The sequence below is a fragment of the Vandammella animalimorsus genome, from assembly GCF_002288875.1.
GTDB classification, from domain to species: domain Bacteria; phylum Pseudomonadota; class Gammaproteobacteria; order Burkholderiales; family Burkholderiaceae_C; genus Lampropedia; species Lampropedia animalimorsus.
The window spans coordinates 180,864-206,195 of record NZ_NTBH01000004.1; the positions used below are offsets into that span (position 1 = coordinate 180,864).

Annotated in this window: 22 protein-coding genes; 9 read left to right on the forward strand and 13 right to left on the reverse strand. The window is 63.1% G+C overall.

The window, feature by feature from the left end:
• Positions 1 to 50: 50 nt before the first annotated feature.
• From CLI93_RS07810 to CLI93_RS07850, 9 genes are all read right to left on the reverse strand, one after another.
• Complete coding sequence (locus tag CLI93_RS07810) at positions 51 to 833, reverse strand: maleate cis-trans isomerase family protein (protein WP_095541553.1); 783 nt, start codon at positions 831 to 833, stop codon at positions 51 to 53.
• Positions 830 to 1,855 carry a carbon-nitrogen hydrolase family protein gene (locus CLI93_RS07815; RefSeq protein WP_095541554.1) on the reverse strand — a complete coding sequence of 342 codons (1,026 nt, stop codon included), beginning with the start codon at positions 1,853 to 1,855 and terminating at the stop codon, positions 830 to 832. Before CLI93_RS07815 ends, CLI93_RS07810 begins: the two co-directional genes overlap by 4 nt.
• Before the next feature lie 36 nt (positions 1,856 to 1,891).
• Positions 1,892 to 2,590, reverse strand: a complete 699-nt coding sequence (locus CLI93_RS07820; RefSeq protein ID WP_095541555.1) for an ABC transporter ATP-binding protein — start codon at positions 2,588 to 2,590, stop codon at positions 1,892 to 1,894.
• Positions 2,584 to 3,348, reverse strand: coding sequence for an ABC transporter ATP-binding protein (locus tag CLI93_RS07825; protein WP_095541556.1), 765 nt, complete (start codon positions 3,346 to 3,348; stop codon positions 2,584 to 2,586). The genes CLI93_RS07820 and CLI93_RS07825 overlap by 7 nt, the downstream gene beginning before the upstream one ends.
• On the reverse strand, positions 3,338 to 4,318 hold the full coding sequence (locus CLI93_RS07830) for a branched-chain amino acid ABC transporter permease (RefSeq protein WP_095541557.1): 981 nt from the start codon (positions 4,316 to 4,318) through the stop codon (positions 3,338 to 3,340). The genes CLI93_RS07825 and CLI93_RS07830 overlap by 11 nt, the downstream gene beginning before the upstream one ends.
• Before the next feature lie 7 nt (positions 4,319 to 4,325).
• Entirely contained in the window at positions 4,326 to 5,240 is a 915-nt protein-coding gene (locus tag CLI93_RS07835; RefSeq protein WP_172424215.1) for a branched-chain amino acid ABC transporter permease, read from the reverse strand.
• A complete protein-coding gene (locus CLI93_RS07840; protein WP_095541558.1) occupies positions 5,237 to 6,400 on the reverse strand; it encodes an ABC transporter substrate-binding protein in 1,164 nt (387 codons plus the stop codon). The genes CLI93_RS07835 and CLI93_RS07840 overlap by 4 nt, the downstream gene beginning before the upstream one ends.
• Before the next feature lie 61 nt (positions 6,401 to 6,461).
• Entirely contained in the window at positions 6,462 to 7,400 is a 939-nt protein-coding gene (locus CLI93_RS07845; RefSeq protein ID WP_095541559.1) for a fumarylacetoacetate hydrolase family protein, read from the reverse strand.
• 116 nt (positions 7,401 to 7,516) lie between these two features.
• Positions 7,517 to 8,650 carry a cupin domain-containing protein gene (locus CLI93_RS07850; RefSeq protein ID WP_095541560.1) on the reverse strand — a complete coding sequence of 378 codons (1,134 nt, stop codon included), beginning with the start codon at positions 8,648 to 8,650 and terminating at the stop codon, positions 7,517 to 7,519.
• A 359-nt stretch (positions 8,651 to 9,009) separates the two neighbouring features.
• On the opposite strand from CLI93_RS07850, the gene CLI93_RS07855 reads away from it, so the two are divergent.
• Together CLI93_RS07855 and CLI93_RS07860 are read left to right on the forward strand one after the other, a co-directional pair.
• Positions 9,010 to 9,642, forward strand: coding sequence for a flavin reductase family protein (locus CLI93_RS07855; RefSeq protein ID WP_095541561.1), 633 nt, complete (start codon positions 9,010 to 9,012; stop codon positions 9,640 to 9,642).
• A 360-nt stretch (positions 9,643 to 10,002) separates the two neighbouring features.
• Positions 10,003 to 11,142 (forward strand): high-affinity branched-chain amino acid ABC transporter substrate-binding protein, encoded by a 1,140-nt coding sequence (locus CLI93_RS07860; RefSeq protein ID WP_095541562.1) that lies wholly within the window; start codon positions 10,003 to 10,005, stop codon positions 11,140 to 11,142.
• A 27-nt stretch (positions 11,143 to 11,169) separates the two neighbouring features.
• Here CLI93_RS07860 and gorA read toward each other — a convergent pair whose 3' ends face one another.
• From gorA to CLI93_RS07880, 4 genes are all read right to left on the reverse strand, one after another.
• Positions 11,170 to 12,576, reverse strand: coding sequence for a glutathione-disulfide reductase (gene gorA / locus CLI93_RS07865; RefSeq protein ID WP_095541563.1), 1,407 nt, complete (start codon positions 12,574 to 12,576; stop codon positions 11,170 to 11,172).
• 219 nt (positions 12,577 to 12,795) lie between these two features.
• Positions 12,796 to 14,328 (reverse strand): L-piperidine-6-carboxylate dehydrogenase, encoded by a 1,533-nt coding sequence (amaB, locus tag CLI93_RS07870; RefSeq protein ID WP_095541564.1) that lies wholly within the window; start codon positions 14,326 to 14,328, stop codon positions 12,796 to 12,798.
• Between the two features lie 504 nt (positions 14,329 to 14,832).
• A complete protein-coding gene (locus CLI93_RS07875; RefSeq protein ID WP_095541565.1) occupies positions 14,833 to 16,713 on the reverse strand; it encodes a phosphoenolpyruvate carboxykinase (GTP) in 1,881 nt (626 codons plus the stop codon).
• Between the two features lie 156 nt (positions 16,714 to 16,869).
• Positions 16,870 to 17,700 (reverse strand): class I SAM-dependent methyltransferase, encoded by an 831-nt coding sequence (locus CLI93_RS07880; RefSeq protein ID WP_095541566.1) that lies wholly within the window; start codon positions 17,698 to 17,700, stop codon positions 16,870 to 16,872.
• Between the two features lie 256 nt (positions 17,701 to 17,956).
• Here CLI93_RS07880 and CLI93_RS07885 point away from each other — a divergent pair, with 256 nt between their 5' ends.
• The 7 genes from CLI93_RS07885 to CLI93_RS07915 all read left to right on the forward strand — a co-directional run bounded on the left by CLI93_RS07885 (position 17,957) and on the right by CLI93_RS07915 (position 25,235).
• On the forward strand, positions 17,957 to 19,021 hold the full coding sequence (locus CLI93_RS07885; protein ID WP_095541567.1) for a trypsin-like peptidase domain-containing protein: 1,065 nt from the start codon (positions 17,957 to 17,959) through the stop codon (positions 19,019 to 19,021).
• Positions 19,022 to 19,072: 51 nt separating this feature from the next.
• Positions 19,073 to 20,182 carry an endonuclease/exonuclease/phosphatase family protein gene (locus tag CLI93_RS07890; protein ID WP_095541568.1) on the forward strand — a complete coding sequence of 370 codons (1,110 nt, stop codon included), beginning with the start codon at positions 19,073 to 19,075 and terminating at the stop codon, positions 20,180 to 20,182.
• 92 nt (positions 20,183 to 20,274) lie between these two features.
• Positions 20,275 to 20,904: a YqiA/YcfP family alpha/beta fold hydrolase gene (locus CLI93_RS07895; protein WP_095541646.1), complete on the forward strand. Its 630-nt coding sequence runs from the start codon at positions 20,275 to 20,277 to the stop codon at positions 20,902 to 20,904.
• 577 nt (positions 20,905 to 21,481) lie between these two features.
• The gene (locus CLI93_RS07900; protein WP_095541569.1) at positions 21,482 to 22,222 is read left to right on the forward strand and encodes a 3-oxoacid CoA-transferase subunit A; all 741 of its coding nucleotides are present in this window, start codon (positions 21,482 to 21,484) and stop codon (positions 22,220 to 22,222) included.
• A complete protein-coding gene (locus tag CLI93_RS07905; RefSeq protein ID WP_095541570.1) occupies positions 22,219 to 22,881 on the forward strand; it encodes a 3-oxoacid CoA-transferase subunit B in 663 nt (220 codons plus the stop codon). The genes CLI93_RS07900 and CLI93_RS07905 overlap by 4 nt, the downstream gene beginning before the upstream one ends.
• Before the next feature lie 53 nt (positions 22,882 to 22,934).
• Positions 22,935 to 24,143, forward strand: a complete 1,209-nt coding sequence (gene pcaF, locus CLI93_RS07910) for a 3-oxoadipyl-CoA thiolase (protein WP_095541571.1) — start codon at positions 22,935 to 22,937, stop codon at positions 24,141 to 24,143.
• 60 nt (positions 24,144 to 24,203) lie between these two features.
• Complete coding sequence (locus CLI93_RS07915; protein WP_095541647.1) at positions 24,204 to 25,235, forward strand: Bug family tripartite tricarboxylate transporter substrate binding protein; 1,032 nt, start codon at positions 24,204 to 24,206, stop codon at positions 25,233 to 25,235.
• Positions 25,236 to 25,332 lie beyond the last annotated feature (97 nt).

Below are 25,332 nucleotides of genomic sequence, written 5' to 3' on the forward strand. Positions count from 1 at the left end.
GGCAGACGCGACTCACAGGGAGAGTTCGCTCACTTGCATGCCAGGCACGATTATGTACTGCTGGGCCCGCCTGCGCCTCGCGCAGCCAGCAAGGCGCCGTAGCCAGGCACCTGCGCATCCAAGCCCAGGCGCTTGAGCATCTGGTAAACCGTGGCCACAGATGAAGAGAGCACGGGCAGCCCAATGCGATCCTCGATGGGCTGAATGGAAGCCAACGAAGGCATTTGCACACAGGCCGATGCCACCACTGCGTCCACACCGCTGGTCTTGAGCTTGCGGCTGATCTCGATCGGCGCGCGCGGATCCTGGCGTCCGACTTCCAGGTTGTCGGCGATTTCCAGCGAGATGCTGTCCACGACCTCAATGCCTTCGTGCTCGATGTAGTCGATCACCAGCTGTGTCAGCGGCTTCATGTAAGGGGTCAGGATGGAGATTTTCTTGGCCCCTAAAGCCTGCAAGCCTTCAACCAGCGCCCCGGCGCTGGTCACGACGGGTGCAGGCGCGCCATTGGCTACCGTGCAGGCATGCAGGCGCTGTTCAGAGATGCGGTGGTAGCCCTTGCCCATGCTCATGATGGCCACCAAGCACGCGTAGCCCAACACGTCCACGCGAGCATCCGACAACTCCAACGCACAGCGATCGCTGTCTGCGTCCATGGCCGACAGCTCCTCCTTGGTGACATGCTTCATGCGCATGCGACTGGAGTGAAATGTAAAGCGCTCCGGAGCCACGGCCTCGCGAGCACGCAACACTGCTGGGATTTCCGTTTCCATCGTGGTGTTAGAGGAAGGCACGATTTGCCCAATGCGGTAATAGCGCGTTGCAACACTCATGGCTGGGTCTCCTGTACGGAATCGATTGTGGGCTGCTGATCCAACTCCGACGCCTCCGCGCATTCACCAAGATGGGCAGCCTGCAGTGCGCGCCGGTTGACGCGCAGCTCGAAGATGTCAAAGCGGTTGTAATGGCCTGTGATGTCATGCATCTGCCGGGGCTGGATGCAGCGAGCCAGATCAATCTCGGCGTAAATGATGCCTTCCTCATCAATGAGTGGCTCGCCCAACATGCGGCCATCAGGGCCAATGAAGCCCGAAAAAGCACTGTGGCTGCGCGAGAGCTGCTCACGTGCCTGAGGGAAGTCCACCTCCAATGCAGCAATCATTTCCTCGGAAATCGTCGAGCATGACACCACGGTGAACAACTTGCCCTCGAAACTGTGCGCGGCCGATCTCACCTTAATGGCATCAGCCATGTCGTAATCCGGCGGCGCCACCGGCAGCGAGATGTAATTGGCCACATGCACCAGCTCCCCTTGTGCCAGCAGCGCAAAACGCGCCAAGGTATTGGTGTTCTCACCGCAGGCCAATGCCCCCAACGGGCCGATGGAGGTGCTGTGCACGCGCAATGCCGAAGCATCACCCGGTGTCCAGGTGAGCTTTTCAGCCCATGTGGGCACAAGCTTGCGATGCCGCCCCAGGATGCGGCCTTCATCGGAGATCGTTACCACGGTGTTGTAGATGGTGCCGATGCCGGTGCGGCTGCGCTCGTTGACACCAACAACCACGTTGATCCTGTGGCGTGCTGCAGCAGCAGCAATCTTGGCAATCTCTGGCCCTGGGATCTCAATGGCAGCCCGCGCCAGCTTCTCAAACCAGGCACTACCCTGAATGGGACTGCCAATCCAGTTCCAATAAGGATAGCCAGCCACAAACACCTCTGGGAATGCCACCAGGCGTGCGCCTTGATCTGCCGCCTCGCCCATCAGGCGCACCACCTTGTCGACCGTCGCCTGCGGATCTAAAAATACAGGTGCAGCCTGCACAGTCGCGGCTTTGAAAACGGGAAGTTCCAACATCTTTCAAGTCCTTTCAAATCCCCATCTAATTGCTCATCAAATACCCAAATAGCGTTGTGCCATGGTCTGGTCCTGTGACAGCTCATCTGGTGTGCCAGACCAAACCACACGCCCCTTTTCAACAATGTGGTGCACATCGACCAGTGCTGCCATTTCGGCCAGATTCTTGTCAACGACGATGATCGTCATGCCCTCCTGCTTGAGTGCACCTAGGCAATGCCAGATTTCCTGACGAATCAGCGGAGCCAAGCCTTCCGTGGCTTCATCAAGCAGCATCAGACAGGGATTGGTCATCAAGGCGCGTCCTATAGCCAACATTTGCTGCTCCCCACCGGACAAAGTCTTGGCAGACTGAGAGCGGCGCTCATGCAATCTTGGAAACAGCGCCATGACGCGCTCCAAGGTCCAGTCACGCCGACCAACATGACTGCGCGCCGTCGCAAGCAGGTTCTCCTGAACAGAGAGGGATCCAAAAACGCGCCTACCCTCCGGCACCAGCCCCATTCCCAGACGCGCAATGGCATGAGGCGCAAGGCCATTCAACGGCCTATCTCGCAGCACGATGCGTCCGCCTCTGGCTGGCAGCAGCCCCATCAGAGTGTGTACCGTCGTGGTCTTGCCCATGCCATTGCGACCGATTAGTGAAATGGCTTGGCCTTGCTGCGCCTGGAAGTCCATACCCAACAGCACCTGACTTTGCCCATAGCCCCCGGTCAGTCCTTCGACAATCAGCATGCGTCCTCCCCCAAATAAGCACTGCGCACCTGCGGATGGCTGCGCACTTCATCGGGCGTACCGGTAAAGATGGTGCGTCCATACACCAGCACGCTGATGCGATCGGCCAGCGCAAAGACCGCATCCATGTCATGCTCGACCAGCAAGATGCTGTAGCGTCCCTTGAGTGAGTCCAGCAGCTGCGTCATGCGCACCGTTTCCTCGGCACCCATGCCCGCCATTGGCTCATCCAGCAGCAAAATGCGCGGCGCACGCGCCAGGGCTACCGCCAGCTCCAGCTGTCGTCGCTCGCCATGGGCCAGGTCAGCAGCTAAGCAATGCGCGCGCTCAGCCAGACCAACCTCGCCCAGCCATTGCTGCGCCGCCTGCACCAAGGCCGAATCCTGGCGTGGATCTGCCCATGAGAATGCATGGCCAGACTTCAGCATCAAAGACAGCACCACGTTCTCCAGCGCGGTGTAATCCAGGCACAACTCGGTCACCTGAAAGGAGCGTGACAGCCCGGCTCGTGCACGCTGAAAAGCCCGCTGCGCAGTCACGTCAACGCCATCGACCAGAATACGCCCGGCGTCGGGGCGCAGTTCCCCGCATAGCTGCGCAATCAGCGTGGATTTGCCTGCCCCGTTTGGCCCGATCAGCGCATGTACCTCGCCCTCAAGCAGTTCCAGATCAACACCATTGGTGGCCTTGACGGCACCAAAGGATTTGTAAAGCCCACATACCTGCATCAAGGCCTGCGGCTGTGCCTCAATCGCCATGGCGCCCCCCCAACCAGCGGCCGAACAGGCCGCGCCGCCCCAACAGGGCAATCAGTACCAGGATAGGCCCCATGACCAGCATCCAGTGCTCAGTCCAGCTTGTCAGCAACTGCTCCAGGCCGAGAAATACGGCTGCACCACCAATTGGCCCCAGCAGCGTTCCCACGCCGCCCAAAATCACCATCGCCATGAACTCGCCCGACTTTGTCCAGGCCGCCATATCCGGCGTGACCAAGCCAGCATAGTTGGCCCACAGAATGCCCGCCAGGCCCGTACCGATGGCTGACCAGACGAATGCCAGCAAACGGTACGGCGTGGGCGCAGCACCCAGATTGACAACGCGCCGCTCACTTTGTCGCAAGGCCTGCAACACCATGCCAAAACGCGATGCGGTGATGAGCGCGCACACCGCTGTCCAGGCCACGAGGATGATCAGGCACAAGTAATAAAAGCTCTCGGGGTTTTCCAGGTCAATGAAGGGCAGCACATTGCGTTGCGACATCAGCAGGCCATCATCACCGCCATAGACCTGCAGCGACATCAGAATGAAATACACCATCTGCCCGAATGCCAGCGTGATCATGATGAACTGCACGCCGCGCGTGCGCAGGGCCAGCGCCCCGACAACTGCGCCAAGCACCCCGCACAACAGCAAGGCCAGCGGCCAGACCAGCAAGGCCTGCAAAGACCCTTGCCAGCCCAGCAGCGGCACACTTTCGAGTGCATGATGCGCCGCGATCGCCGCGATGTAGCCGCCCGTGCCAAAGAACATGGCATGACCAAAACTGACCATGGCGCCATAGCCCAACACCAGATCCAGCGACACCGCCACCAGGCCATAGATGAGAAAGCGCGTGGCCACATTGACCGCATAGGGCATGCCAGCCAGCTGCGCCCCCATGGGAAGCAAGGCCAGAAGCAGTAACACCACCCCAGCGGGCACCACACGTCTTGAAAATATTCTTGTCATGCTTTGCTCACCTCTTTGCTGGCAGCAATCCCAACGGTCGAACGATCAGCACTACCGCCATCAACACATAGATGGACGCCGAGGCCAGGCCTGCAGCCAGAGGTGCTGCGACCTCTGGTCTGAAGAACTGGTCCAACACAATAGGCAAGAACGCCCGCCCCAGGCTATCCACCATACCCACCAGCAATGCGCCGAGCAGCGCGCCGCGCACTGAGCCCACGCCGCCAATGATGATGACAACGAAGGTAGTGATCAGAATGCGCTCGCCCATGCCGATTTCCACTGCCAGCAAAGGCGCCGCCATGACACCGGCCAAGCCGCACAGCACAGCCCCAAGGCCAAACACGAAGAAATACAGTCGACGGATGTCCACCCCCAGGGCGCTGACCATGTCGCGATCGTCTGCACCAGCGCGCACCAGCATGCCAACGCGAGTGCGATTCACCAGAAACCACAGACCGACCGCCACCAATGCGCCCACCGCTATGAAGGCCAAGCGAATCACTGGGTATTCCAAGCCTGGGGCCACCGTCACCGACCCTTGCAACAAGGCCGGCGTCTGCACCAAGGGCGGCTGGCGGCCAAAAATCAGCGTCACTGCCTCGTTGGTGAAGAGAATCAGGCCAAAGGTCGCCAGCACCTGGTAGAGGTGGTCGCGTTGGTAGAGGTGGCGAATCACGCTCCACTCCACCAACAGCCCATAACCGCCAGCGCTGAGTAGAGCTGCGAACATCGCCACGACAAACGAGCCTGTATGGGCCAATGCCAGCGCAGCGCAATAGGCACCCACCATGTAGAAGGAGCCATGCGTGAGGTTGACCACCCCCATGATGCCGAAAATCAGCGTCAGGCCAGAGGCCAGCATGAACAGCATGGCGCCGAACTGCAGGCCGTTGAGCAACTGTTCAAGCAACAGCATCATGGCAGCTTGCACTGGCTGGCGTAAGCATCCTTGCCGTCGGTGATGATCTTGCGCACCACCTGAGGCTCCAACCCACCCTGGTCGTTCTTTACCAGGCGCATCAAATACATGTCCTGGATGGGATGCTGGTTGTTATTCAATGCAAACTTACCGCGCAACGAGACAAAGTCCACCTCACGCAGTGCGGCCTGAAAGGCCTGCATATCCCCCAGATCGCCATTGACGCGACGCAATGCCGAGCCAATCCACTGCGCCGTGTCGTAGGCCTGCATGGCATAGTCCGTCGGCGTGCGGCCATAGGCCTGGCGGAAATCGACCACGAACTGCCTGCTCTGCGGGTTGTCCAGTGCAATCGACCAGATGCCAGTAGTGTAAAAACCCTCAGCGGCATCACCCGTGGCTTCGATCATGCGCGCATCCATTGAGAAGCCCGGCATCAGCATTGGCGTGGTCTTGTTCAGCCCCGAATTGCCGTACTGCTTGGCAAAGTTGATGCCAGCCCCGCCCGGATGGAACTGGAAGATGCCATCGGGTGCCATCGCCCGTACCCTGGCCATCTCGACCGAGAAGTCCGACTGATCGAGCTTGGTGTAAATCTCCGCCAGCACTTCGCCCTGATAAGTGCTCTTGAACCCGGCGATGGCATCACGCCCAGCCTGATAGTTCGGTGCCAATACGACCATGCGCTTGAACCCCAACTCATTGGCCGCAATGCCAGCAGACGAGTGATAGAAGTCGTTTTGGTACGAAGCCACGAAATAGTTCCGATCGCAGCGCGCACCCGCGAACATGGACGGCCCGGCCTGTGCGCTGACGTAGGTATAACCAGCTTTGGTGATGCTGGGCACGACCGCCGCCAGCACGTTCGAGAAATTGACGCCGGTGTAGAGCCTCACGCCCGACTGCACCAGGCGATCGGCCGCCTGCTTGGCATTGGCCGGCTTGAGACCATCGTCTTCGATGACCAACTCCACTGGAACGCCGCCCAGCTTTCCCTGGCCTTGCTGCACGGCCAATAAAAAGCCATCTCGCAGATCCTGACCGATGTAGCCCGCCGGGGTCGAGAGCGTGGTGATGAAGCCGATCTTGACCGGCTCTGCCTGCACGCTGCCGATGGCACACGCCAGCACTGCGCTGGCAGCAAGCACTTTGTTGAGCATAGGAGTCTCCTTTTCATGTTTTATGAAAAGCGGCCTGCATGTGGACCGCTTCTGGCAGGCTTCAGCCCTTGGGCGAGCGCTCGGCGTCACCCACGGCCACGACTGGGTTGCGCAAGCAACCAATCTTCTCGACCCAGGCCTCGACCACATCGCCCGGCCATAGCCATTCCTGCGGCGTACGCCCAGCCCCTACACCTGCGGGGGTGCCGGTGGCGATGATGTCGCCAGGCTCGAGCGTGATGGCCGCGCTGATGTCGGCAATCAGCTCCGGAATCTTGAACAGCAAATGGCGTGTGTTGGAGTGCTGCTTGAGCACTCCATTGACCTTCAGGCCCAAATCCAGATTGTGCGGATCGCCGATTTCATCGGCCGTGACGATGACCGGCCCGAAGGGTGCATAGGTGTCCTGCCCCTTGGAGTAGATCCACTGGCCAGCGCGACGGTTGTCGCGGGCACTGATGTCGTTGAGCACGCTGTAGCCGAACACATGGCTCATGGCCTGCTCCTGGCTGACACGCCGGGCCCGCTGGCCAATCACCACGGCCAATTCCACCTCCCAGTCGAGCTGCTGCGTGATGGCGGCGTTGTGTTCAATGGCATCGCCATCGGCAATCACTGCTGTAGGAGGCTTGGAAAAAATGACCGGCTGCGTGGGCAGCTCCTTGGCAGTGTCCAAGGAGCGACTGGACTCATGCACATGCTCCACGTAGTTCAGCCCAATGCCAAAGATGTTCTTGCGCGGACGAGGAATCGGCGCCAGCAGGCTCAGATTGACCAAAGGCAAGGCCACTCCGATCGGCCAGCGCCCGTGATACTGCGCCAACAGCTCCGCCGTCTGCAGCACAGCCTGCTTACCCAAGTCGATGAAATCCAGCATAGAGGCAGGCAAAGCCTGACCGGCATGTTGGCCCAACCTTTGCAAATCCACCACCAAATCATCAACGATGGCTCCAAGCCGAGCCTCTGAGGCCGGATGGGCGCGATAAGTCACAAGTCGCATGCTCCAAAGTTCTCCATCAAAGTAACAGATACGAAAGTGGCATGCCGTCCCGCAGTCAATGCTGAGGCGGCAAGGATCTTCTATGTGTGCAGGGATGACAGGCAGGGGCGATGGGCTCAGACGTTGGGCTCCAGAATGGGCTGGTGGCCGCTGTTATCGGCCAGTGCCTCCTGTCGATACAGCGCCAGCTTTTCCATGACAGGCAAATCGCTGAAGGAAAACAGGCAGGCGTCCTCGCTCTGGCTGGTATTGACATGCTCATGCCAGACCCACGATGGCACGCAAAAGATGTCGTGCTCCTGCCAGTCAAAGCGCCGCCCGCCAATGACCGAGTAGCCACGCCCCTTAGCAACGTGGTAGAGAAAACTGCCCGTATGGCGGTGAGCCTTACCGGTGAAACCAGGCCGCAGCAGCTGCATGCTGGCCCCAATCGTGGCCATCACATGGCCATGGGTGACCGGATTGACGTAATGCATCAGGGCGCCATCGAAAGGGCAGTCTTCCTTGGACGCAGCAAGCCTGCGCAAAGCCTCGTAGGTCGGCTCCCACTGGTACTTGAACAGCGGCGAATAAGGCCGGTCCCAATTCAGCGCCTGCGGCCGCAAGCCGGGCGCCCCCCAGAGAGCCACTGTGTCGTCAATCGGATAGCCCACGGCTTGCTGCAGATCCGGGTGCACGGCATAAAACCCCGCATCCAGGGCATTGACCAGCGGAATGTCCAACCCGTCCTGCCAGATGCAGGGCAGACCATCCTCTTCCACGCCATGCTCATGCCAGCAGCCATTGGGCGTGAGTACAAAATCGTTGGCCCCCAGCGTCATCTTGTGTCCATCGACGATGGTGTAAGCGCCACGCCCCTCCATGATGAAACGCAGCGCCGAAGAAGAATGCGCATGCGCCGAAGCCCTTTCGCCAGGGTGCATCACCTGCAGGCCGGAGTACAGCCAGCCCACTGCTGCAGCCACATCGCTGCGCCCCGGGTTGTTCAGATAGATCACCCGCCGACCCGCCTTTTCCGGCGTCACCAAATCCACCGAACGCAGCACATGCTCACGCAAATCCCGATATCGCCACAGCATAGGCCGCGACTGCGACTTGGGCTCCCAGGGCTCAATCTTGTTAGCCACCGTCCATAGAGCCCCCGCATTCAAGGACTCAAGCTGTCGGTAGTAGCTCAGCAGCTCAGGGGTATCGGCCACATCGGCGCGGCCCGCAACGCTCTCACGATACTGTTCATAGCTGCTCGTCATCTGCAAAGACTCCCGGTTGATTGCATGACACAGATTGGCGCCGCCATGCCAGCAGACCCTTCTCGCAAACCAGATTCGGCGCCATCTTTCCTAAACTGACTTGATTTTATAAAATTTGAACGACAACCCCATCAGTACAAACCCTTGGCTTATGGCTTGGTCGGCCTGGTCTCTGGCACAGTCGAGCTCCCTGAAGAGCAGACAAGCATGCGCCTGGCAGGGCTCCGCCCCCTTCATTGAGTTTTATCCCCTGGATTTCATTCAAATTAGTCATCAACTCATTTTCAAAGGTCACCTCAGCGGTCATTCCTATCGCCAACCCACCGTGCCATCAAATAAAAGAAAAGGAGAATATTTAAATGCCAGATCAATTCAGCAGCGAATTCCATTGCTACGAACCCAATCAAGGCCATGGCCTGCGTCATGACCCCATTGCAGCCATTCTTGGCCCGCGATTTATCGGCTGGATTTCGACACGCTCACTAGACGGAACGCTCAATTTGGCGCCCTACAGCTTTTTCAGCATATTTAACTACCAACCGCCAATCATTGGTTTTTCCAGCGTAGGTTGGAAAGACACCGTGCGCAATGCACAGGAAACAGGTCAATTTGTCGTCAATCTGGCCACACGTGCATTGGCAGAGCAAATGAATCTCAGCAGCGCCGAGCTTCCCAGCGACGTCAGCGAGTTCCAAATCGCGCAGCTCGACACCATCGATGCAAAAAACGTGGTGGCACCGCGTGTGGCGCAAAGCCCTGTTTCGCTGGAGTGCAAAGTCCTGCAAATTCAGCAGCTCAGCACACTGGAAAACAAGAAAATCAATACTTGGCTGACCCTGGGTGAGGTTGTAACCGTGCACATTTCATCCAGCCTGCTAAAAGATGGCATATACGACACAGCCATAGCGCACCCCATTCTTCGGGCCGGAGGCTCATCGGATTATTTTGAAATCACGCCGGAAAGCCTTTTTAAAATGCGCAGACCACGCTAATAAAAATCCCAGCTTCTTCAGAGCAGTTTGTACTTCATGGAAATTTCATGCAAAACCCCGATCTTGCTGTGCTTCCCCGACAAATCATGAGTTATGCAAGCACGCGAGTCGGCCTCCCGCCACAGGACAGAAGCTACCGGCAAGTTAATTTTTTATAAAAATTCATCTTCTCAAGGGCGTTGCAGTACAACGTGCTCACAACAAACGAAGAAAGAGATCAGGCAGGTAAGCACCCATGGTTTCCACCGATGGACGACTCGCGTACACGGGAAATACTTTTCCCGCTTGACATCCCATGCATCGGTTAGGGGCAACCAGCACGAGACTTGCGCCACCCACACACACTACGAAGGAGGAACCATGAGCACCTGCACACCTGCATTTCGCCCCTTTGCAGCCTTGGCCAGCGCCTGTGCGCTGGCCGTTTCGTTGGGCTCTGCCAGCGCTGTCTGGGCCAGTGAGCCCATCAAGCTGGGCATCGTGCAACCCATGACCGGGCCGAACAAGCAGTACGGCGATCAGATCGTCGCCGGTGCCATGACGGCCATCGAGACCATCAATGCCGCAGGCGGCGTCAAGGGGCGCAAAATCGAGCCCATTCTGATCGACGACGGCTGCGAGCCCAAGCAGGCCGTGCCAGCGGCCAATCAGGTGATCAAGTCCGGCGCCAAGTTCGCCGTGGCCCATGCCTGCTCGGGCACGGCCGTGCCTGCCGTCAATGTGTACGAGGAAGAGCGCATCGTGGGCATCACGCCGGGGGCCACATCGCCGCTGGTGACCGACACCATCAAGCCGCATTTCTTCTTTCGCACCGGTGGGCGCGACGACCAGCAAGGCCCATTCGCTGCGCGCTACATGCTCACGGCGATCAAGCCCAGCAAGATTGCCGTGCTGCACGACAAGCAGACCTATGGCTTTGGCGTGGCCAGTGAGGTGCACAAGACGCTCAAGGAGCAAGGCGCCAACATCGTCATGTTCGAGAGCATCAATGCGGGCGACAACGACTACTCGGCCGTCATCACCAAGCTCAAGGCCCAGGGCGCGGACATGGTCTATTACGGTGGCTACCACGCTGAGCTGGGCCTGCTGCTGCGCCAGGCGCGCGAGCAGGGGCTGGATGCGCAATTCATGGCCCCCGATGGCGCGGCCAACCCTGACCTGGTGGCCATTGCCGGCCATGCCACCGATGGCCTGCTGGTGACCATGGGGGCGGATTTCACCAAGCGCCCGGAAAACGCGCAGATTCTTGCCGCCTTTCAAAAGGCCGGGCGCGAGCCCGAAGGTACTTTCCAGCTGCCGGCCTATGCCGCCGTGGAAGTGATTGCGCAAAGCATCGCGGCCGTCGGCGACGACCCAGTCAAGGTCGCCGATCACATGCACAGCAGCCGCTTCGACACGGCCGTGGGCACGGTCGAGTACGACGCCAAGGGCGATCTCAAGACCTTCGAGTTCGCCGTCTATCGCTGGGACGCCCAGGGCCGCCGCCAGCAAGTGCAATAAGCGGCTACTCCTTGAGCGTGGCGCGCATCAGGTGCGCGCCACCTCGCGCAGCGTGACGAACTCCTCGGCGCTGGTAGGGTGGATGCCGATGGTGGCGTCGAATTGGGCCTTGGTGGCGCCGCATTGCAGGGCCACGGCAAAGCCTTGCACGATTTCGCCCGCGTCCCCGCCCACCATGTGTAGGCCCAGCACACGGTCGCTGGCGTCGTCCACGATGAGCTTCACTAGAGTGCGCTCGGCGTTGCCGCTCAAGGTGTGCTTGAGCGGCTTGAAGTCGCTGCGATAGATGCGGATGGCGCCAAAGCGCTGCCGCGCTTGCTCTTCCGTCAGGCCCACGGTGCCAATGGGCGGGTGCGTGAAAACGGCGGTGGGGATGTTGTCGTAGCTGAGCGTGCGCGCTGCCTGGCCGGGGGCGGGGCCAAACAGATGATCCACCAGCACCATGGCTTCGGCCAGGGCCACGGGGGTCAAGGCCATGCGGCCCACCACGTCGCCCAAAGCGTAGATGCCTGGCACGTTGGTGGCATAGTGCTCATCGACTTCGATGTGGCCTTGTTTGCTTTGCTTCACGCCCAGGCCATCCAGGTTCAGCCCATCGACCAGCGGGCGGCGGCCAGTGGCGTAGAGCACGGCATCAGCCTGCAGCGTGCTGCCGTCGCTCAAATGCACGCGGCGCTGCTCGCCCACGGCTTCGATACGCTGGATGTCGGTCTGCACGCGGATGTCCACGCCATGCTGGCGCATCTGCGCGGCGGTGAAGTCGCGCACCTCGTCGTCAAAACCGCGCAGGATTTGCTCGCCACGGTAGAGCAGCGTGACCTCGGCCCCCAGGCCGTGGAAGATGCTGGCCATTTCGCAGCCGATATAGCCGCCGCCCGCCACCACCAGCCGCTGGGGGATGCGGGGCAGGTCGAACATATCGTCGGACGTCAAAGCCAGTTCAGCCCCTGGCAACTCGGGCTTGAAAGGAGTGCTGCCGGTGGCGATCAGGATGTGACGGGCGCTGTAGCGGCTGGTGCGGCCATCGGCGGCGCGCACCTGCACGGTATGGGCATCGATGAGCGAGCCATGGCCTTGCAGGCGGGTGACGCCGGCACCGCTCATCAGTCCGTCGTAGATGCCGTTCAGGCGGCCGATTTCCTTGGCGCGCGCGGCCTTGAGCGCGGCCCAGTCCAGCGCGGGCGCGCCTGGCAGCTGCCAGCCGTAGCCGCGCGCTTCTTCAAAGTCCTGCGCGTAGTGAGCGGCATAGCTGTAGAGCTTCTTGGGGATGCAGCCCAGGTTGACGCAGGTGCCGCCCATGCGGGCGCTTTCGACCAAGGCCACGCGCGCGCCGCGCTGCGCGGCAAAGCGGGCTGCGCGCACACCGCCTGAGCCTCCGCCGATGACGAAGAGGTCAAAGTCGTGGGCGTTGCGGGAGTCTTTGGAATGGGACATGGTGGTGGGGGTTGGGTGCAATGTGCCTGGCGCCGTACTGAAAACCTATTCAAAGCCTCTGCATGACAGCAGCAGGCTGTGGGCTTGCTTGATTCGCCATTGCCTGCGAGAAAAGGGGTAAGGGCCTGCGGCCAGCTTTGCCGGGCAGGCCCTTTGGCAGGCGCAGTGCAATCAAACCGTGCAGCGGCCAATCAGCAGACAGCGGCTCAACAACGGCGCTCAGATATCAAATTTCACGCCCTGTGCCAGCGGCAGCTCGCGCGAATAGTTGACGGTATTGGTGGCGCGGCGCATATAGGCCTTCCAGGCGTCCGAGCCGGACTCGCGGCCGCCGCCGGTTTCCTTCTCGCCGCCGAAGGCACCGCCGATTTCCGCACCGCTGGTGCCGATGTTGACGTTGGCGATGCCGCAATCGGAGCCCGACGCCGACAGGAAGCGCTCAGCCTCGCGCAGGTCAGTGGTGAAGATGGCCGAGGACAGACCCTGGGGTACGTCATTCTGCAGCGCGATCGCCTCCTCCAGGCTGTCGTAGCCCAGCACGTAGAGGATGGGGGCAAAGGTTTCATGGCGCACGGTCTCGCTCTGGGCCGGCATCTCGACGATGGCCGGGCGCACGTAATAAGCGTCCGGGGCCTTGTCGGCATCGACGCGCTCGCCGCCAAACACTTGGCCGCCCTCGGCGCGCGCGCTGGCCAGCGCCTTCTCAAAGGCCTCGAAGCTGGCCTTGTCGATCAGCGGCCCGACCAGCACGCCCTCTTGCAGCGGGCTGCCGATGGGCAGCTTGGCATAGGCGGCCTTGAGGCGTTCGAGCAGCTGCTGCTTGACGCTGTGGTGCACGATCAGGCGGCGCGTGGTGGTGCAGCGCTGGCCAGCTGTGCCCGCAGCGGCAAAGGCGATGCCGCGCAGCGCCAGATCCAGATCGGCGCTGGGCGTGACGATCACGGCGTTGTTGCCGCCCAGCTCCAGCAACACGCGGCCAAAGCGCTGGGCCACGCGCGGCCCGACCTCGCGGCCCATGCGAGTGCTGCCCGTGGCCGAGACCAGCGCCACCTTGGGGCTGTCCACCACCACCTCGCCCAACGTGCGGTCGCCCAGCACCAACTGGTTCAGATGCGCCAGCGCAGCGCCTTCGCTGCGGTCAGCGCCAAAGCGCTTGAGCGCGCGCGCGAACAGAGCCTGCGTGGCCAACGCCGTCAGCGGCGTTTTTTCAGAAGGCTTCCACACCACGGCGTTGCCCGCCACCAGCGCCAGCGCAGCATTCCAGGCCCAGACAGCCACGGGGAAGTTGAAGGCGGTGATCACGCCCACCACGCCCAGCGGATGCCAAGTCTCCATCATGCGGTGGCCGGGCCGCTCGGAGGCAATCGTCAGCCCATAGAGCTGGCGCGACAGGCCCACGGCAAAGTCGCAAATATCGATCATCTCCTGCACCTCGCCCAGGCCTTCGGTAAGGATCTTGCCCGCCTCCAGCGCCACCAACTGGCCCAGCGCCTGCTTCTGGGCGCGCAGCTCCTCGCCCAGCAGGCGCACCAGCTCACCGCGCTGCGGCGCAGGAACATCGCGCCAGGCCAGATAGGCCGCATGCGCCTGGTCGATGGTCTGCTGCACCTGCGCGGCCGTCTGCGTATGCAGCTGGCCGATGACCGAGCCATCGATCGGGCTGTGCACCGCCAAATTGCCGCCGGTGTACAGGGCCGGATCGACGCCCAACTGTTGCAACAGGGAGTGGGTGAGTTCGGATGGCTTGGACATGGTGCGGGCAACCCTTTCGATGAGATCAAAAAAACGGCGAGCGCACACGGCGCGCGCCAGACAGTGTGGCTGTGCCGCGGGCAACTATACAGTGCCAAATACCTCTGCCCCTCATTGGAAACCCTGGCCCGCAGACTGACCACGGCCTGGACACGGCAGAGCCATGAAAGCGGTGTGACATCGAAGGGGCGGGCGCATGCGTTCTTGACGAATCTCGCGCCCGCAAGCGGCGACTTCGCAACCGCGCACCGAGCGCTGGCCGCACCTGCTTCAATCCAGGCGCACGCGAGGGGCGCGACCCTCTTCCAGCACGACGGGCATGTTCTCGTTGGACAAGTTTCAACTCACGCGCCCGCGAGGGGTGCGACCGCTCGATCTCATGCCGGTGCGCAGCGCGATCAGGTTTCAACTCACACGCCCGCGAGGGGCGCGACGATGGCTATCCATGGGGTCAAACCTTGTACGGGAGTTTCAACTCACTCGCCCGCAAGGGGCGCGACCTGATCAGCCCATTTGCGCCAAGCGCTTTTCCATCGCCGCGCGCGTGGCTTTGAGGGCCTCGGGCAGGCCCTGCTCCAGTTGCTTGAACAGCTCATCGTGCAGTGCGAACTCGGCCTGCCAGGCGGCGGCGTCGATGCCGGTGACGGTGGCGAACTGCGCGGCGTCGAAGTCCAGCCCCGTCCAGTTGATTTCGCCGTATTGCGGGCTGATGCCGAAGTGGTTTTCCTGGCCCTGGGCCTGGCCTTCGATGCGGTCGATCATCCACTTGAGCACGCGCATGTTCTCGCCATAGCCGGGCCAGACGAATTGGCCATCGGCATTCTTGCGGAACCAGTTGACGCAGAAGATGGGCGGCAGCGCAAAGCCCTTGGCCTGCAAGCCCGCGCCCGTATCCAGCCAGTGCTGGAAGTAGCCGCTCATGTTGTAGCCGCAAAACGGCAGCATGGCGAAGGGGTCGCGGCGCACCACGCCTTGCGCGCCAAAGGCGGCGGCGGTGGTTTCGCTGCCCATGGTGGCGGCCATGTATACGCCTTCGGCCCAGTCGCGCGCCTGGGTGACCAGCGGCACGGTGGTGGAGCGGCGCCCGCCAAAGAGGAAGGCGTCGATCTTCACGCCTGCGGGGTCGTCCCAGGCCTCGTCCAGCGCGGGGTTGTTGGTGGCGGCCACGGTGAAGCGCGCGTTGGGGTGGGCGGCTTTGCGCCCGGCCTTGCCGTCCTCGGGCGTCCAGTCGTTACCTTGCCAGTCGATCAGGTGCGCGGGGATGTGGCCGCCCTGGTCTTTTTCCATGCCTTCCCACCACACGTCGCCATCGTCGGTCAGCGCCACGTTGGTGAAGATAACGTTCTTGTCCAGGCTTTTCATGCAGTTGGGGTTGGTGAGCATGTTGGTGCCCGGCGCCACGCCGAAGTAGCCCGCCTCGGGGTTGATGGCGCGCAGGCTGCCGTCGGCCTGGGGCTTGATCCAGGCGATGTCGTCCCCAATGGTGCTGACTTTCCAGCCCTCAAAGCCCTTGGGCGGCACGAGCATGGAGAAGTTGGTTTTGCCGCAGGCGCTGGGGAAGGCGGCGGCCACGTGGTATTTCTTGCCTTGCGGGTTTTGCACGCCGAGGATGAGCATGTGCTCGGCCAGCCAGCCCTGGTCCTTGCCCATCTTGGAGGCGATGCGCAGCGCAAAGCACTTCTTGCCCAGCAGGGCGTTACCGCCGTAGCCCGAGCCGTAGCTCCAGATTTCGCGCGTCTCGGGGTAGTGGACGATGTATTTCACATCGGGGTTGCAGGGCCAGGGGGTCTGGTCTTTTTCGCCTGCGGCCAGCGGCGCGCCCACGGTGTGCATGCAAGGCACGAATTCGCCGCTCTCGCCCAGCACGTCCAGCGAGCCCTGGCCCATGCGGGTCATCAGCTTCATGTTCACGGCCACGTAAGCGCTGTCGGTCAATTGCACGCCGATGTGGGCGATGGGGCTGCCCAGCGGCCCCATGGAGAAGGGCACGACGTACATGGTGCGCCCGGCCATGCAGCCGTTAAACAGGGGTTCGAGCGTAGCGCGCATCTCGGCCGGGGCCATCCAGTTGTTGGTGGGGCCGGCGTCCTCCTCGCGCTCGGAGCAGATGAAGGTGCGGTCTTCCACGCGGGCCACGTCCGAAGGGTCGGTGCGCGCCAGAAAGGAGTTGGCGCGCTTGGCGGGGTTGAGGCGGATGAAGGTGCCCGCTTCGACCAGCTCATCGCACAGGCGCTGGTATTCGGCATCGCTGCCATCGCACCAGTGGATGCGCGCGGGCTTGCACAGCGCGGCCATGTCGGCCACCCAGGCCAGCAGCTTGGCATGCCGCAGGCCGGCAGGCGCATTGAGCGCCGCCGCAGCGGGCGTCGGTGTAGAGGAATGCATGCTCGATCTCCTGAAGTAAAAAAACCGTCGTGCGGTACGGCCTGCAACGCCATGGGCCGCCAGCGCCTGCCCTGCGCCGGGCAGGGTAAAAAAGTGGAGATTCTAAAGAGCCTGACACACAAGCCCGAACGGGCAGGCCCGGCGGTGGCTGCTGCTTCAATCGGCTGAACAGAGCCTGGCCCAGACCATGTGCATGTCCAGATTGCGCCGCCCCCAGGCAGTGCGCAGCAACAACCGCATCGGCCAAGGGTAGCGGTGGCCGCAGGCCTGGCTCAAGCCTTGGTGCGCCAGTACCTGCAGGCCGAAGCTGGCCAGCTCCGAAACATCGCCGATGCCCCATTGGAATGCGGGCGGGTTCTGGCCCATTTTCTTCAGCGAATCGTGCTGCCTTTGCCGCCCAACCAGCTTCTTGGGCAAGGCATCGAACACCAACTGCGCCTGCGGCAGCTTGCGCGCCAGCCGGGCAAACCACTCTTGCAAGGTCTGGGCATCAAAGTACATGAACACGCCTTCGGCCACCAGCAGCACGGGCTGGCCGTGGGCAGCGGCCGTGTCCATCCAGGCCTCTTCGAGCATGGAGGCGGCCAGGTACACATTGCCGGACTCGGGCAACAGCTTGCGCCGCAACGCGATGGCCGGCGGCAGATCCAGCTCGTACCAAGCGGTTACGTCTGGGCGTCCCAGGCGCTCGTAGCGCGCATCCAGCCCTGCGCCCAGGTGAACGACCACTGCCTTGGGGTGCTGGGCAAGGAATTCGCGCACATAAGCGTCGAGCAACGCCGCCCGGCCACAGCAGCCGGCCTGCGAGGCCTTGGCGCTGGCAAAAACGGAAAAATCGAAGTCGATCTGGCCCAGCATGCGCTGGGCCTGGGCATCGCGCAGCAAGGCATCGGGCCGCTCACACTCAACGGCCTTGGCCCACAGCGGGATCAGCATGGTGGCCGAGAGCTCGCAGAGATCGGCGGGAGAGATTTTGGGGGCGTTCATGGCCTGCTCCTTTTCAAACGATGGCAATTGGAAGGCTGTGAATCTTGCGGCAGCTCCCGGCCCACTGCGCGGCGCGGCGGGCCGGGAGGCATGGCAAGAAAACATCGTGGAGCGGCCCACATCAGGCCATGGTGGTTGTGCGTGCCGACGCTATTGTTTCCGATCTGTCGCGCTCGATTTGCAGCACAGCCCTGGCGCGCTGTGACGCGCCAGGCGCTGTGATACAAATGCAAGCTACTTTGAAAGGCCATTTGCCATGAAACTTTCTGCGCTGAAACTTGCCATGCTGTGCAGCCCGCTGCTGCTGGCCCATGTCCCGGCCTGGGCCGGCATCGACTGCGATCGGGCGCGGACTGGCCCGGAAATCGCCATCTGCTCCGACCCCAAGCTCAAGGCCTTCGACGACTATCTGGCCCAGGCTTACAGCCGCATTCGCAGCGTCCTGCCCGAAGCGCTGTTTGACGAAGTGCGCCGCAGCCAAAGGCAATGGATTGCGCAGCGCGATGCGCAATGCGGCGCGGACGTGCCCTGCCTGATGCGCGAGACCTATGAGCGCACAGCCGCCCTCAATGGCTTTGCCCAGCGCTATGCCGAGCAACAACGCGGCGCAGGCCAGGCCGAAGCCGGCAGCGGCCCGCCAGGCATGGGCTCCAGCCCCGCATGGCCAGGGCCTGCCCCGGCACAGAGCTTGCCGCTGCCCGATGCCCAAGACCCCATGACGGCGCAGCGCAGGCCCGCGCCCAATGCCACAGCAGAAGCGCCCAGGCAAAGTCTCAGCCCCAAGCAGATCTACCAGGTAGGGGCGCAGTCCATCGTCGTCATCGCTGCCTACGCCAAGGGCAAGGATGGCGTCAGCCAGGGCAGCGGCGTGGTGATCGCCGAGGATGTGGTGGCCACCAACTGCCATGTGCTCGAAGGGGCTGACAACGCAGTCGTGATCTTCCAGGGCCAGCCCCATGAGGCCGAACTGGTCACAGGCGACCGCAAGATGGACTACTGCATTCTGCGCACGCGCGGCCTGTCGGCCCAGGTGGCGCGCATTGGCCGGCTCGATGAGCTCACGCCCGGGCAGCGCGTCTACAGCATCGGCTCGCCCCGCGGACTGGAGCTGACCATTGCCGAGGGCCTGCTCTCGGCCGTGCGCAAGCAAGACGGCGTGCCCATGATCCAGACCTCAGCGGCGATCTCGCCGGGCTCCAGCGGCGGCGGCCTGTTCGACGAATATGGGCGCGTCATCGGCATCACCACCTTCTTGCTCAAGGATTCGCAAAACCTCAACTTCGCCCTGCCCGTGGAGCTGGCCGAAGTGCTGTTGCGCTGAGATCGTGAAGACAGGTTTGCACAGACTCTGAACACCCCTCAGCCCAGCCGCATGACCATCGCCCTGTACCTGCTGACCGCCACCCTGGCGCTGCTGACCCTGCTGCCGCTGCACCCCGCACGGGTGTGGTGGGTGCGCGTCTGGGATTTCCCGCGCCTGCAGCTGGCGCTGCTGCTGGCGACGCTGCTGTTGGCGCAAGTCTGGTGGCTGGACTTCTCCCGCTGGCATGCCTGGCTGGCCGTGGCCACGACCGCGCTGTGCGCGCTCTACCAAGCCTGGTGGATCCTGCCCTACACGCCGCTGTGGCGCCATGAGGTGCGCTGGGCCGACGCCCACGAGCAAGGCCCACGGCTGCGCATCATGGCCGCCAACGTGCTCACCCCCAACCGCAACGCCGATGCCGTTGTGGCCCTGGTGCGCCAGCACCGCCCCGATGTGCTGGTGACGCTGGAGACCGATGCCTGGTGGGAGCAGCAACTGCAGCCGCTGCGCCAGCACTACCCGCACCACGTGGCCTGCCCGCAAGACAACCTCTACGGCATGCACCTGTACGCCCGCCTGCCGCTGGACGAAGTGCAGGTGCAATACCTGGTCGAGCCGGACGTGCCCTCCATCCACGCCAGCCTGCTGCTGCACCCCGCCCAAGGCGCGCAGCCCGAGGTGCGGGTGCGCATGCACTTTCTGCACCCGGCGCCGCCCAGCCCGACGGAAAACGACGAATCCACCGAGCGCGATGTGGAGTTGCTGATGGTCGCCAAAAGCCTGCGCGGCGAGAGCGGCCCAGTCGTCGTGGCCGGCGACCTCAACGACGTCGCGTGGTCACCCACGACGCGGCTGTTTCGCAAAATCAGCGGCCTGCTCGACGCGCGCGTGGGCCGGGGCATGATCAACAGCTTCCACGCCCGCTACTGGTTTGCCCGCTGGCCGCTGGATCACATCTTCCACAGCGACCACTTCGAACTGGTGCGCGTGCAACGCCTGCGCAGCATCGGCTCAGACCACTTCCCGATCATGATCGAGCTGCAATACCACCCGGCCAACTCCGGCCAACAAGAAGGCCTGCAAGCCAACGCCCGGGACCATCGCCAAGCCAGCCAGACCCTGGCCGAGCAAGGCGCCAGCGCTGCCGACGTGCCCGAGCCCCAGGCGCGCGGGCATTGAGTACCTGTCGCCCACCATGGCCAGCGCCAGGCTTGCCGGCCCAGCCGCTACCGCCCCGCCACCATCCCGCCGCCGCCCCAGACACCTGCACCATGCCCAGCCGCACCAACCCACCCCTGCGCCATCTGCTGTACCTGCACGGCTTTCGCTCCTCGCCGCAATCGACCAAGGCCCAGCTCACGCGCGCCTGGTTCGCCCAGCACCACCCACAGGTGCAAGTGCTCACGCCGCAGCTGCCGCCCTCGCCACAGGCCGCCGCACAGCTCATGCTGGAGCTCACCAGCCACTGGCCCAGCGGCAGCCTGGCCGTGATGGGCTCCTCACTGGGGGGCTACTACGCCAGCTGGTTCGCCGTGCAGCGCCAATGCCCTGCCGTGCTGCTGAACCCGGCGGTAGAGCCCGCGCGCGACCTGGTGGCCTACATCGGCCAGGTCGCGCAATGGCACCAACCCGAAGAGTCCTTTGATTTCCTCCCCGAGTACATTGACGAGCTGCGCGCCCTGGACACACGCCACGTGCGCCCTGCCCCGCCCACGCTGGTGCTGATGGCCAAGGGCGACGAAGTGCTGGACTGGCGCGAAATGCAGGCCCGCCACCCCGATGCGCAGCACATCGTGCTCGAAGGCGGCGACCACGCACTGAGCGAGGACTTCACCCCACAATTGCCCGTGCTGGCTCAATTCCTGCTGCATCTGGGCCAACCACCGGCCAGCGCAGGCTAGAAACTCTAGATTCGCTGGCCAGCGACTCAAGGACATTAAGTAGAACTTTTGGCAGTCTATGAAGATGACTGAAGGAGAGTTCAGATGCGCAAGAGCAAGTTCACCGAATCCCAGATTGTGGGGATCCTGAAGGAGGGCGATGCAGGCATTCCCATCTAGGAATTGGTGCGCAGCCAAGGGATCAGTGTGACGGCGTACTACAAATGGAAGCGCCGCTATGGCTGCATGGATGCTGCGGAGTTGGCACGGATGCGCGCGAAATCCCCCCCCTGGATGACAGCACCTCTGCGTCATCGAACGCTCAGGCTTCATTTACGAGCGCAGCGGCAGCATCGAGCTGTTCAACTATTCATCTCCAAAGCCAACACAGTTACGCGCCCGTCTTCATCCGCAAGATCTGCAGCAAACCCCACAGCAGCCAGCGTAAGGCCGGCAATCCAACAACCGGCCAGCCTGGCAAGCAGGCGACTGCCAGTCACTGGGCGGGCTGCGCAAACCCCATAGAATCCAGTGCAGAAATTTGCAGACCAGACACACAAAACATGCCTCAATGTGTGCAGGCATGTGGAGGCTTTACATGATCGACAAGATCGTTCCATCCATCGAGGCCGCGTTGGCCGATGTGGCCGATGGCGCAACCATTTTGGTTGGCGGCTTTGGCACGGCTGGCGTGCCTGAAGCGCTGATCGACGGGCTGATCGCCCAGGGCGCGCGCGAGTTGACCATCGTCAACAACAACGCCGGCAATGGCGATGTTGGGCTGGCGGCGCTGCTCAAGGCTGGGCGGGTGCGCAAGATCATTTGCAGTTTTCCCCGTCAGGCTGATTCTTATGTGTTCGATTCGCTCTACCGCAGTGGCCAAATCGAGCTGGAGCTGGTGCCGCAAGGCAATCTGGCCGAGCGCCTTCGCGCCGCAGGCGCTGGCATTGGCGCGTTCTTCTGCCCTACGGCCTATGGCACGCAACTGGCCCAGGGCAAGGAGACGCGTGTCATTAACGGCCGCCACTATGTGCTCGAATACCCCATCCACGGCGATGTGGCACTGATCCAGGCCGAACGCGGCGACCGCTGGGGCAACTTGTGCTATCGCATGGCCGCGCGCAATTTCGGCCCGGTCATGGCCACGGCCGCACGCACCACCATCGCCACGGTGCATGAGGTGGTGCCGCTGGGCTCCATGGATCCTGAAAGCATTGTCACGCCCGGTATTTACGTGGACCGCGTGGTGCCCATTGAGCGCCGCGCTACGCGTGGCGCCGGCTTCAAAAGTGCGGCGCAACCAGCAGCCGCAGCACAGCAAGAAAGGGCCCAACCATGAGCCAAGCAACGGCAAACGCCTGGCAGCGCCGCAGCAAGGATGAATTGGCGCGCCGCGTGGCGCAGGACATCCACGACGGCGCTTACGTCAACCTCGGCATTGGCATGCCCACGCTGGTGGCCAACCACATCCCGGCAGGGCGCGAGGTGGTGCTGCACAGTGAGAACGGCATTCTGGGCATGGGCCCTGCCCCCGCTGTGGGGCAGGAGGATTACGACCTCATCAATGCGGGCAAACAGCCCGTCAGCCTGCTGCCCGGCGGCAGCTTCTTCCACCATGCCGACAGCTTTGCCATGATGCGCGGCGGGCATTTGGACATTTGCGTGCTGGGCGCATTCCAGGTTTCAGCCACTGGCGACCTGGCCAACTGGAGCACGGGCGAGCCCAGCGCCATCCCGGCCGTGGGCGGTGCCATGGATCTGGCCATCGGCGCGCGCCAGACCTGGGTCATGATGGATTTGTGCACCAAAGACGGCCACAGCAAAGTCGTCGCCCAATGCACTTACCCACTCACGGGCCTGGGCTGCGTCAAGCGGATCTACACCGATCTGGCCACGCTGGAATGCACCCCAGAAGGCCTGCGTCTGATCGACACCGTGCCTGGCATGAGCCTGGATGAGCTGCAAAGCCTCATTGGCCTGCCGCTGCAACCAGCCTGAGCCGCTGCCACAGCGCCAACACCCACCACATCATCGCAAGGAGAGAATTGCCCATGAGTTCCCAACAAGCCTTTCTCTGCGACGCCGTTCGCACTCCCATAGGCCGATACGGCGGCAGCCTCTCAGGTGTGCGGCCTGACGATTTGGCCGCACACGTGCTGCATGCACTGCTGCAACGCAACCCCACGCTGGATGCGGCATCGATCGACGACGTGCTGCTGGGCTGCGCCAACCAGGCCGGCGAGGACAACCGCAACGTCGCGCGCATGGCCGCGCTGCTGGCCGGCCTGCCCGAGGGCGTGCCCGGCGCCACGCTCAACCGCCTGTGTGGCTCCGGGCTGGACGCCATTGCCACCGCCGCGCGTGCCATCAAGGCCGGCGAAGCCCAGCTGATGCTGGCTGGCGGCGTCGAGAGCATGAGCCGCGCGCCTTTTGTCATGCCCAAGGCCGACAGCGCCTTCGCGCGCAACAACGCCGTGTACGACACCACCATCGGCTGGCGCTTCATCAATCCGGCCATGCGCGCCCAGTACGGCGTGGACTCCATGCCCGAGACCGCCGAGAACGTCGCAGAGGAATACCGCATCGCCCGCGAAGACCAGGATCGTTTCGCCCTGGCCAGCCAGAACAAGGCCCTCAAGGCCCAGGAGGCCGGCCTGTTCGACGACGAAATCGCCCCCGTGACGCTGCCGCAGAAAAAAGGCGAACCCATCGTCTTTGCGCGCGATGAGCACCCGCGCGCCACCTCGCTGGAGGCCCTGGCGCGGCTCAAAGGCATCGTGCGGCCTGATGGCAGCGTCACCGCTGGCAACGCCAGCGGCGTCAACGACGGCGCAGCCGCGGTCATCGTCGCCAGCGAGGCCGCTGCCGTACGCCACGGCCTGACCCCGCGCGCGCGCATCGTTGCCAGCGCCGTGGCCGGCGTGGCCCCGCGCGTCATGGGCATCGGCCCGGCGCCGGCCGTGCAAAAGCTGCTGGCCCAGACGGGCATTGGCCTGGATGCCATCGACCTGATCGAACTCAACGAAGCCTTTGCCGCCCAGGCCCTGGCCGTGCTGCGCCTGCTCTCGCTGCCTGACGACGACCCGCGCGTCAACCCTTGCGGCGGCGCCATCGCACTGGGCCACCCACTGGGCGCCAGCGGCGCGCGCCTGGCCGGCACGGCCATGCACCAGCTACAGCGCAACGGCGGGCGCTATGCCCTGTGCACCATGTGCATCGGCGTTGGCCAAGGCATTGCCATGTTGCTGGAAAAAGTCTGAGACGCCCAAGCCATGGCTTGCCATGGCCAAACAAGCACACCACTCAAGGAGACAAACACCATGAAACGCATTGCCACTACCACACGCCCCCTGCCCGCCCCCGTCCTGCCCCGCCGCCGCTGGCTGGGCCGCGCCGCCCTGGCCGCCTGCGCCTGCCTGTGGGCTGCGCAGCCGGGCGCAGTGCAGGCGCAGGATTTCCCCACCAAGTCCGTGACCATCGTCGTGCCCTTCCCCGCAGGCGGCACCACCGACCTGCTGGCGCGCATCCTCGGCCAGCACCTGAGCCAGCAATGGGGCCAGAGCGTGGTCATCGACAACAAGGGCGGCGCTGGCGGCAACATCGGCGCGCAGGCGGCCGCACGCGCCGCGGCCGATGGCCATACGCTGCTGATGGGCACCGTTGGCACCCACGCCATCAACCAAAGCCTGTACAAGAAGCTGCCCTACGACCCCGTCAAGGACTTCCAACCCCTGAGCCGCGTGGCCCTGGTGCCCAACCTGCTGGTGGCGCACCCGAAACAGCCCTACAAAACCGTGCAGGAGCTGCTGGACTATGCCCGCGCCAACCCCGGCAAGGTGGACTTTGCCTCCTCTGGCAATGGCACCTCCATCCACCTCTCGGCCGAGCTGTTCAAGCAAATGGCCAGCGTGGACATGCAGCACATCCCCTACAAGGGCAGCGCCCCGGCCGGCGCCGATTTGCTGGCCGGTCAGGTGCACATCATGTTCGACAACATGCCCTCGGCCATTCAGAACGTGCGCGCCGGCCGCCTGGTGCCGCTGGCCGTGACCACGGCCACGCGCTCGGAACAGTTGCCCGACGTGCCCACCATTGCCGAGGCCGGCGTACCCGGCTACGAGGCCTACTCCTGGTTCGGCCTGTTCGCCCCGGCCGGCACGCCCGAGCCCGTGGTCGAGCGCCTCAGCCAAGCCATCACCAAAGCGCTGAAAGATCCACAGGTCGCGCAGAAATTCGCCGAGCAAGGGGCCATCGCCCACCCCGAAACCCCGGCCGAGTTCGCCGCCTTCATCGACGCCGAAGCCAAGAAGTGGCAGGCCGTGGTCAAGGCCTCCGGCGCCAGCGTGGATTGAGCGCCCGCCGCGCGCTTGCGGCGAATCGGCCGCCCATTCTCCGCAAATCATGCGGAGAATCGCTTGCCATCCCAACCAAAGGTTGGTTCATGAATCC

Coding starts and splice junctions, on each gene's coding strand:
- CLI93_RS07810 (WP_095541553.1), bottom strand. CDS start 833: ATGAGTGTTGCAACGCGCTATTACCGCATTGGGCAAATCGTGCCTTCC.
- CLI93_RS07815 (WP_095541554.1), bottom strand. CDS start 1,855: ATGTTGGAACTTCCCGTTTTCAAAGCCGCGACTGTGCAGGCTGCACCT.
- CLI93_RS07820 (WP_095541555.1), bottom strand. CDS start 2,590: ATGCTGATTGTCGAAGGACTGACCGGGGGCTATGGGCAAAGTCAGGTG.
- CLI93_RS07825 (WP_095541556.1), bottom strand. CDS start 3,348: ATGGCGATTGAGGCACAGCCGCAGGCCTTGATGCAGGTATGTGGGCTT.
- CLI93_RS07830 (WP_095541557.1), bottom strand. CDS start 4,318: ATGACAAGAATATTTTCAAGACGTGTGGTGCCCGCTGGGGTGGTGTTA.
- CLI93_RS07835 (WP_172424215.1), bottom strand. CDS start 5,240: ATGATGCTGTTGCTTGAACAGTTGCTCAACGGCCTGCAGTTCGGCGCC.
- CLI93_RS07840 (WP_095541558.1), bottom strand. CDS start 6,400: ATGCTCAACAAAGTGCTTGCTGCCAGCGCAGTGCTGGCGTGTGCCATC.
- CLI93_RS07845 (WP_095541559.1), bottom strand. CDS start 7,400: ATGCGACTTGTGACTTATCGCGCCCATCCGGCCTCAGAGGCTCGGCTT.
- CLI93_RS07850 (WP_095541560.1), bottom strand. CDS start 8,650: ATGACGAGCAGCTATGAACAGTATCGTGAGAGCGTTGCGGGCCGCGCC.
- CLI93_RS07855 (WP_095541561.1), top strand. CDS start 9,010: ATGCCAGATCAATTCAGCAGCGAATTCCATTGCTACGAACCCAATCAA.
- CLI93_RS07860 (WP_095541562.1), top strand. CDS start 10,003: ATGAGCACCTGCACACCTGCATTTCGCCCCTTTGCAGCCTTGGCCAGC.
- gorA (WP_095541563.1), bottom strand. CDS start 12,576: ATGTCCCATTCCAAAGACTCCCGCAACGCCCACGACTTTGACCTCTTC.
- amaB (WP_095541564.1), bottom strand. CDS start 14,328: ATGTCCAAGCCATCCGAACTCACCCACTCCCTGTTGCAACAGTTGGGC.
- CLI93_RS07875 (WP_095541565.1), bottom strand. CDS start 16,713: ATGCATTCCTCTACACCGACGCCCGCTGCGGCGGCGCTCAATGCGCCT.
- CLI93_RS07880 (WP_095541566.1), bottom strand. CDS start 17,700: ATGAACGCCCCCAAAATCTCTCCCGCCGATCTCTGCGAGCTCTCGGCC.
- CLI93_RS07885 (WP_095541567.1), top strand. CDS start 17,957: ATGAAACTTTCTGCGCTGAAACTTGCCATGCTGTGCAGCCCGCTGCTG.
- CLI93_RS07890 (WP_095541568.1), top strand. CDS start 19,073: ATGACCATCGCCCTGTACCTGCTGACCGCCACCCTGGCGCTGCTGACC.
- CLI93_RS07895 (WP_095541646.1), top strand. CDS start 20,275: ATGCCCAGCCGCACCAACCCACCCCTGCGCCATCTGCTGTACCTGCAC.
- CLI93_RS07900 (WP_095541569.1), top strand. CDS start 21,482: ATGATCGACAAGATCGTTCCATCCATCGAGGCCGCGTTGGCCGATGTG.
- CLI93_RS07905 (WP_095541570.1), top strand. CDS start 22,219: ATGAGCCAAGCAACGGCAAACGCCTGGCAGCGCCGCAGCAAGGATGAA.
- pcaF (WP_095541571.1), top strand. CDS start 22,935: ATGAGTTCCCAACAAGCCTTTCTCTGCGACGCCGTTCGCACTCCCATA.
- CLI93_RS07915 (WP_095541647.1), top strand. CDS start 24,204: ATGAAACGCATTGCCACTACCACACGCCCCCTGCCCGCCCCCGTCCTG.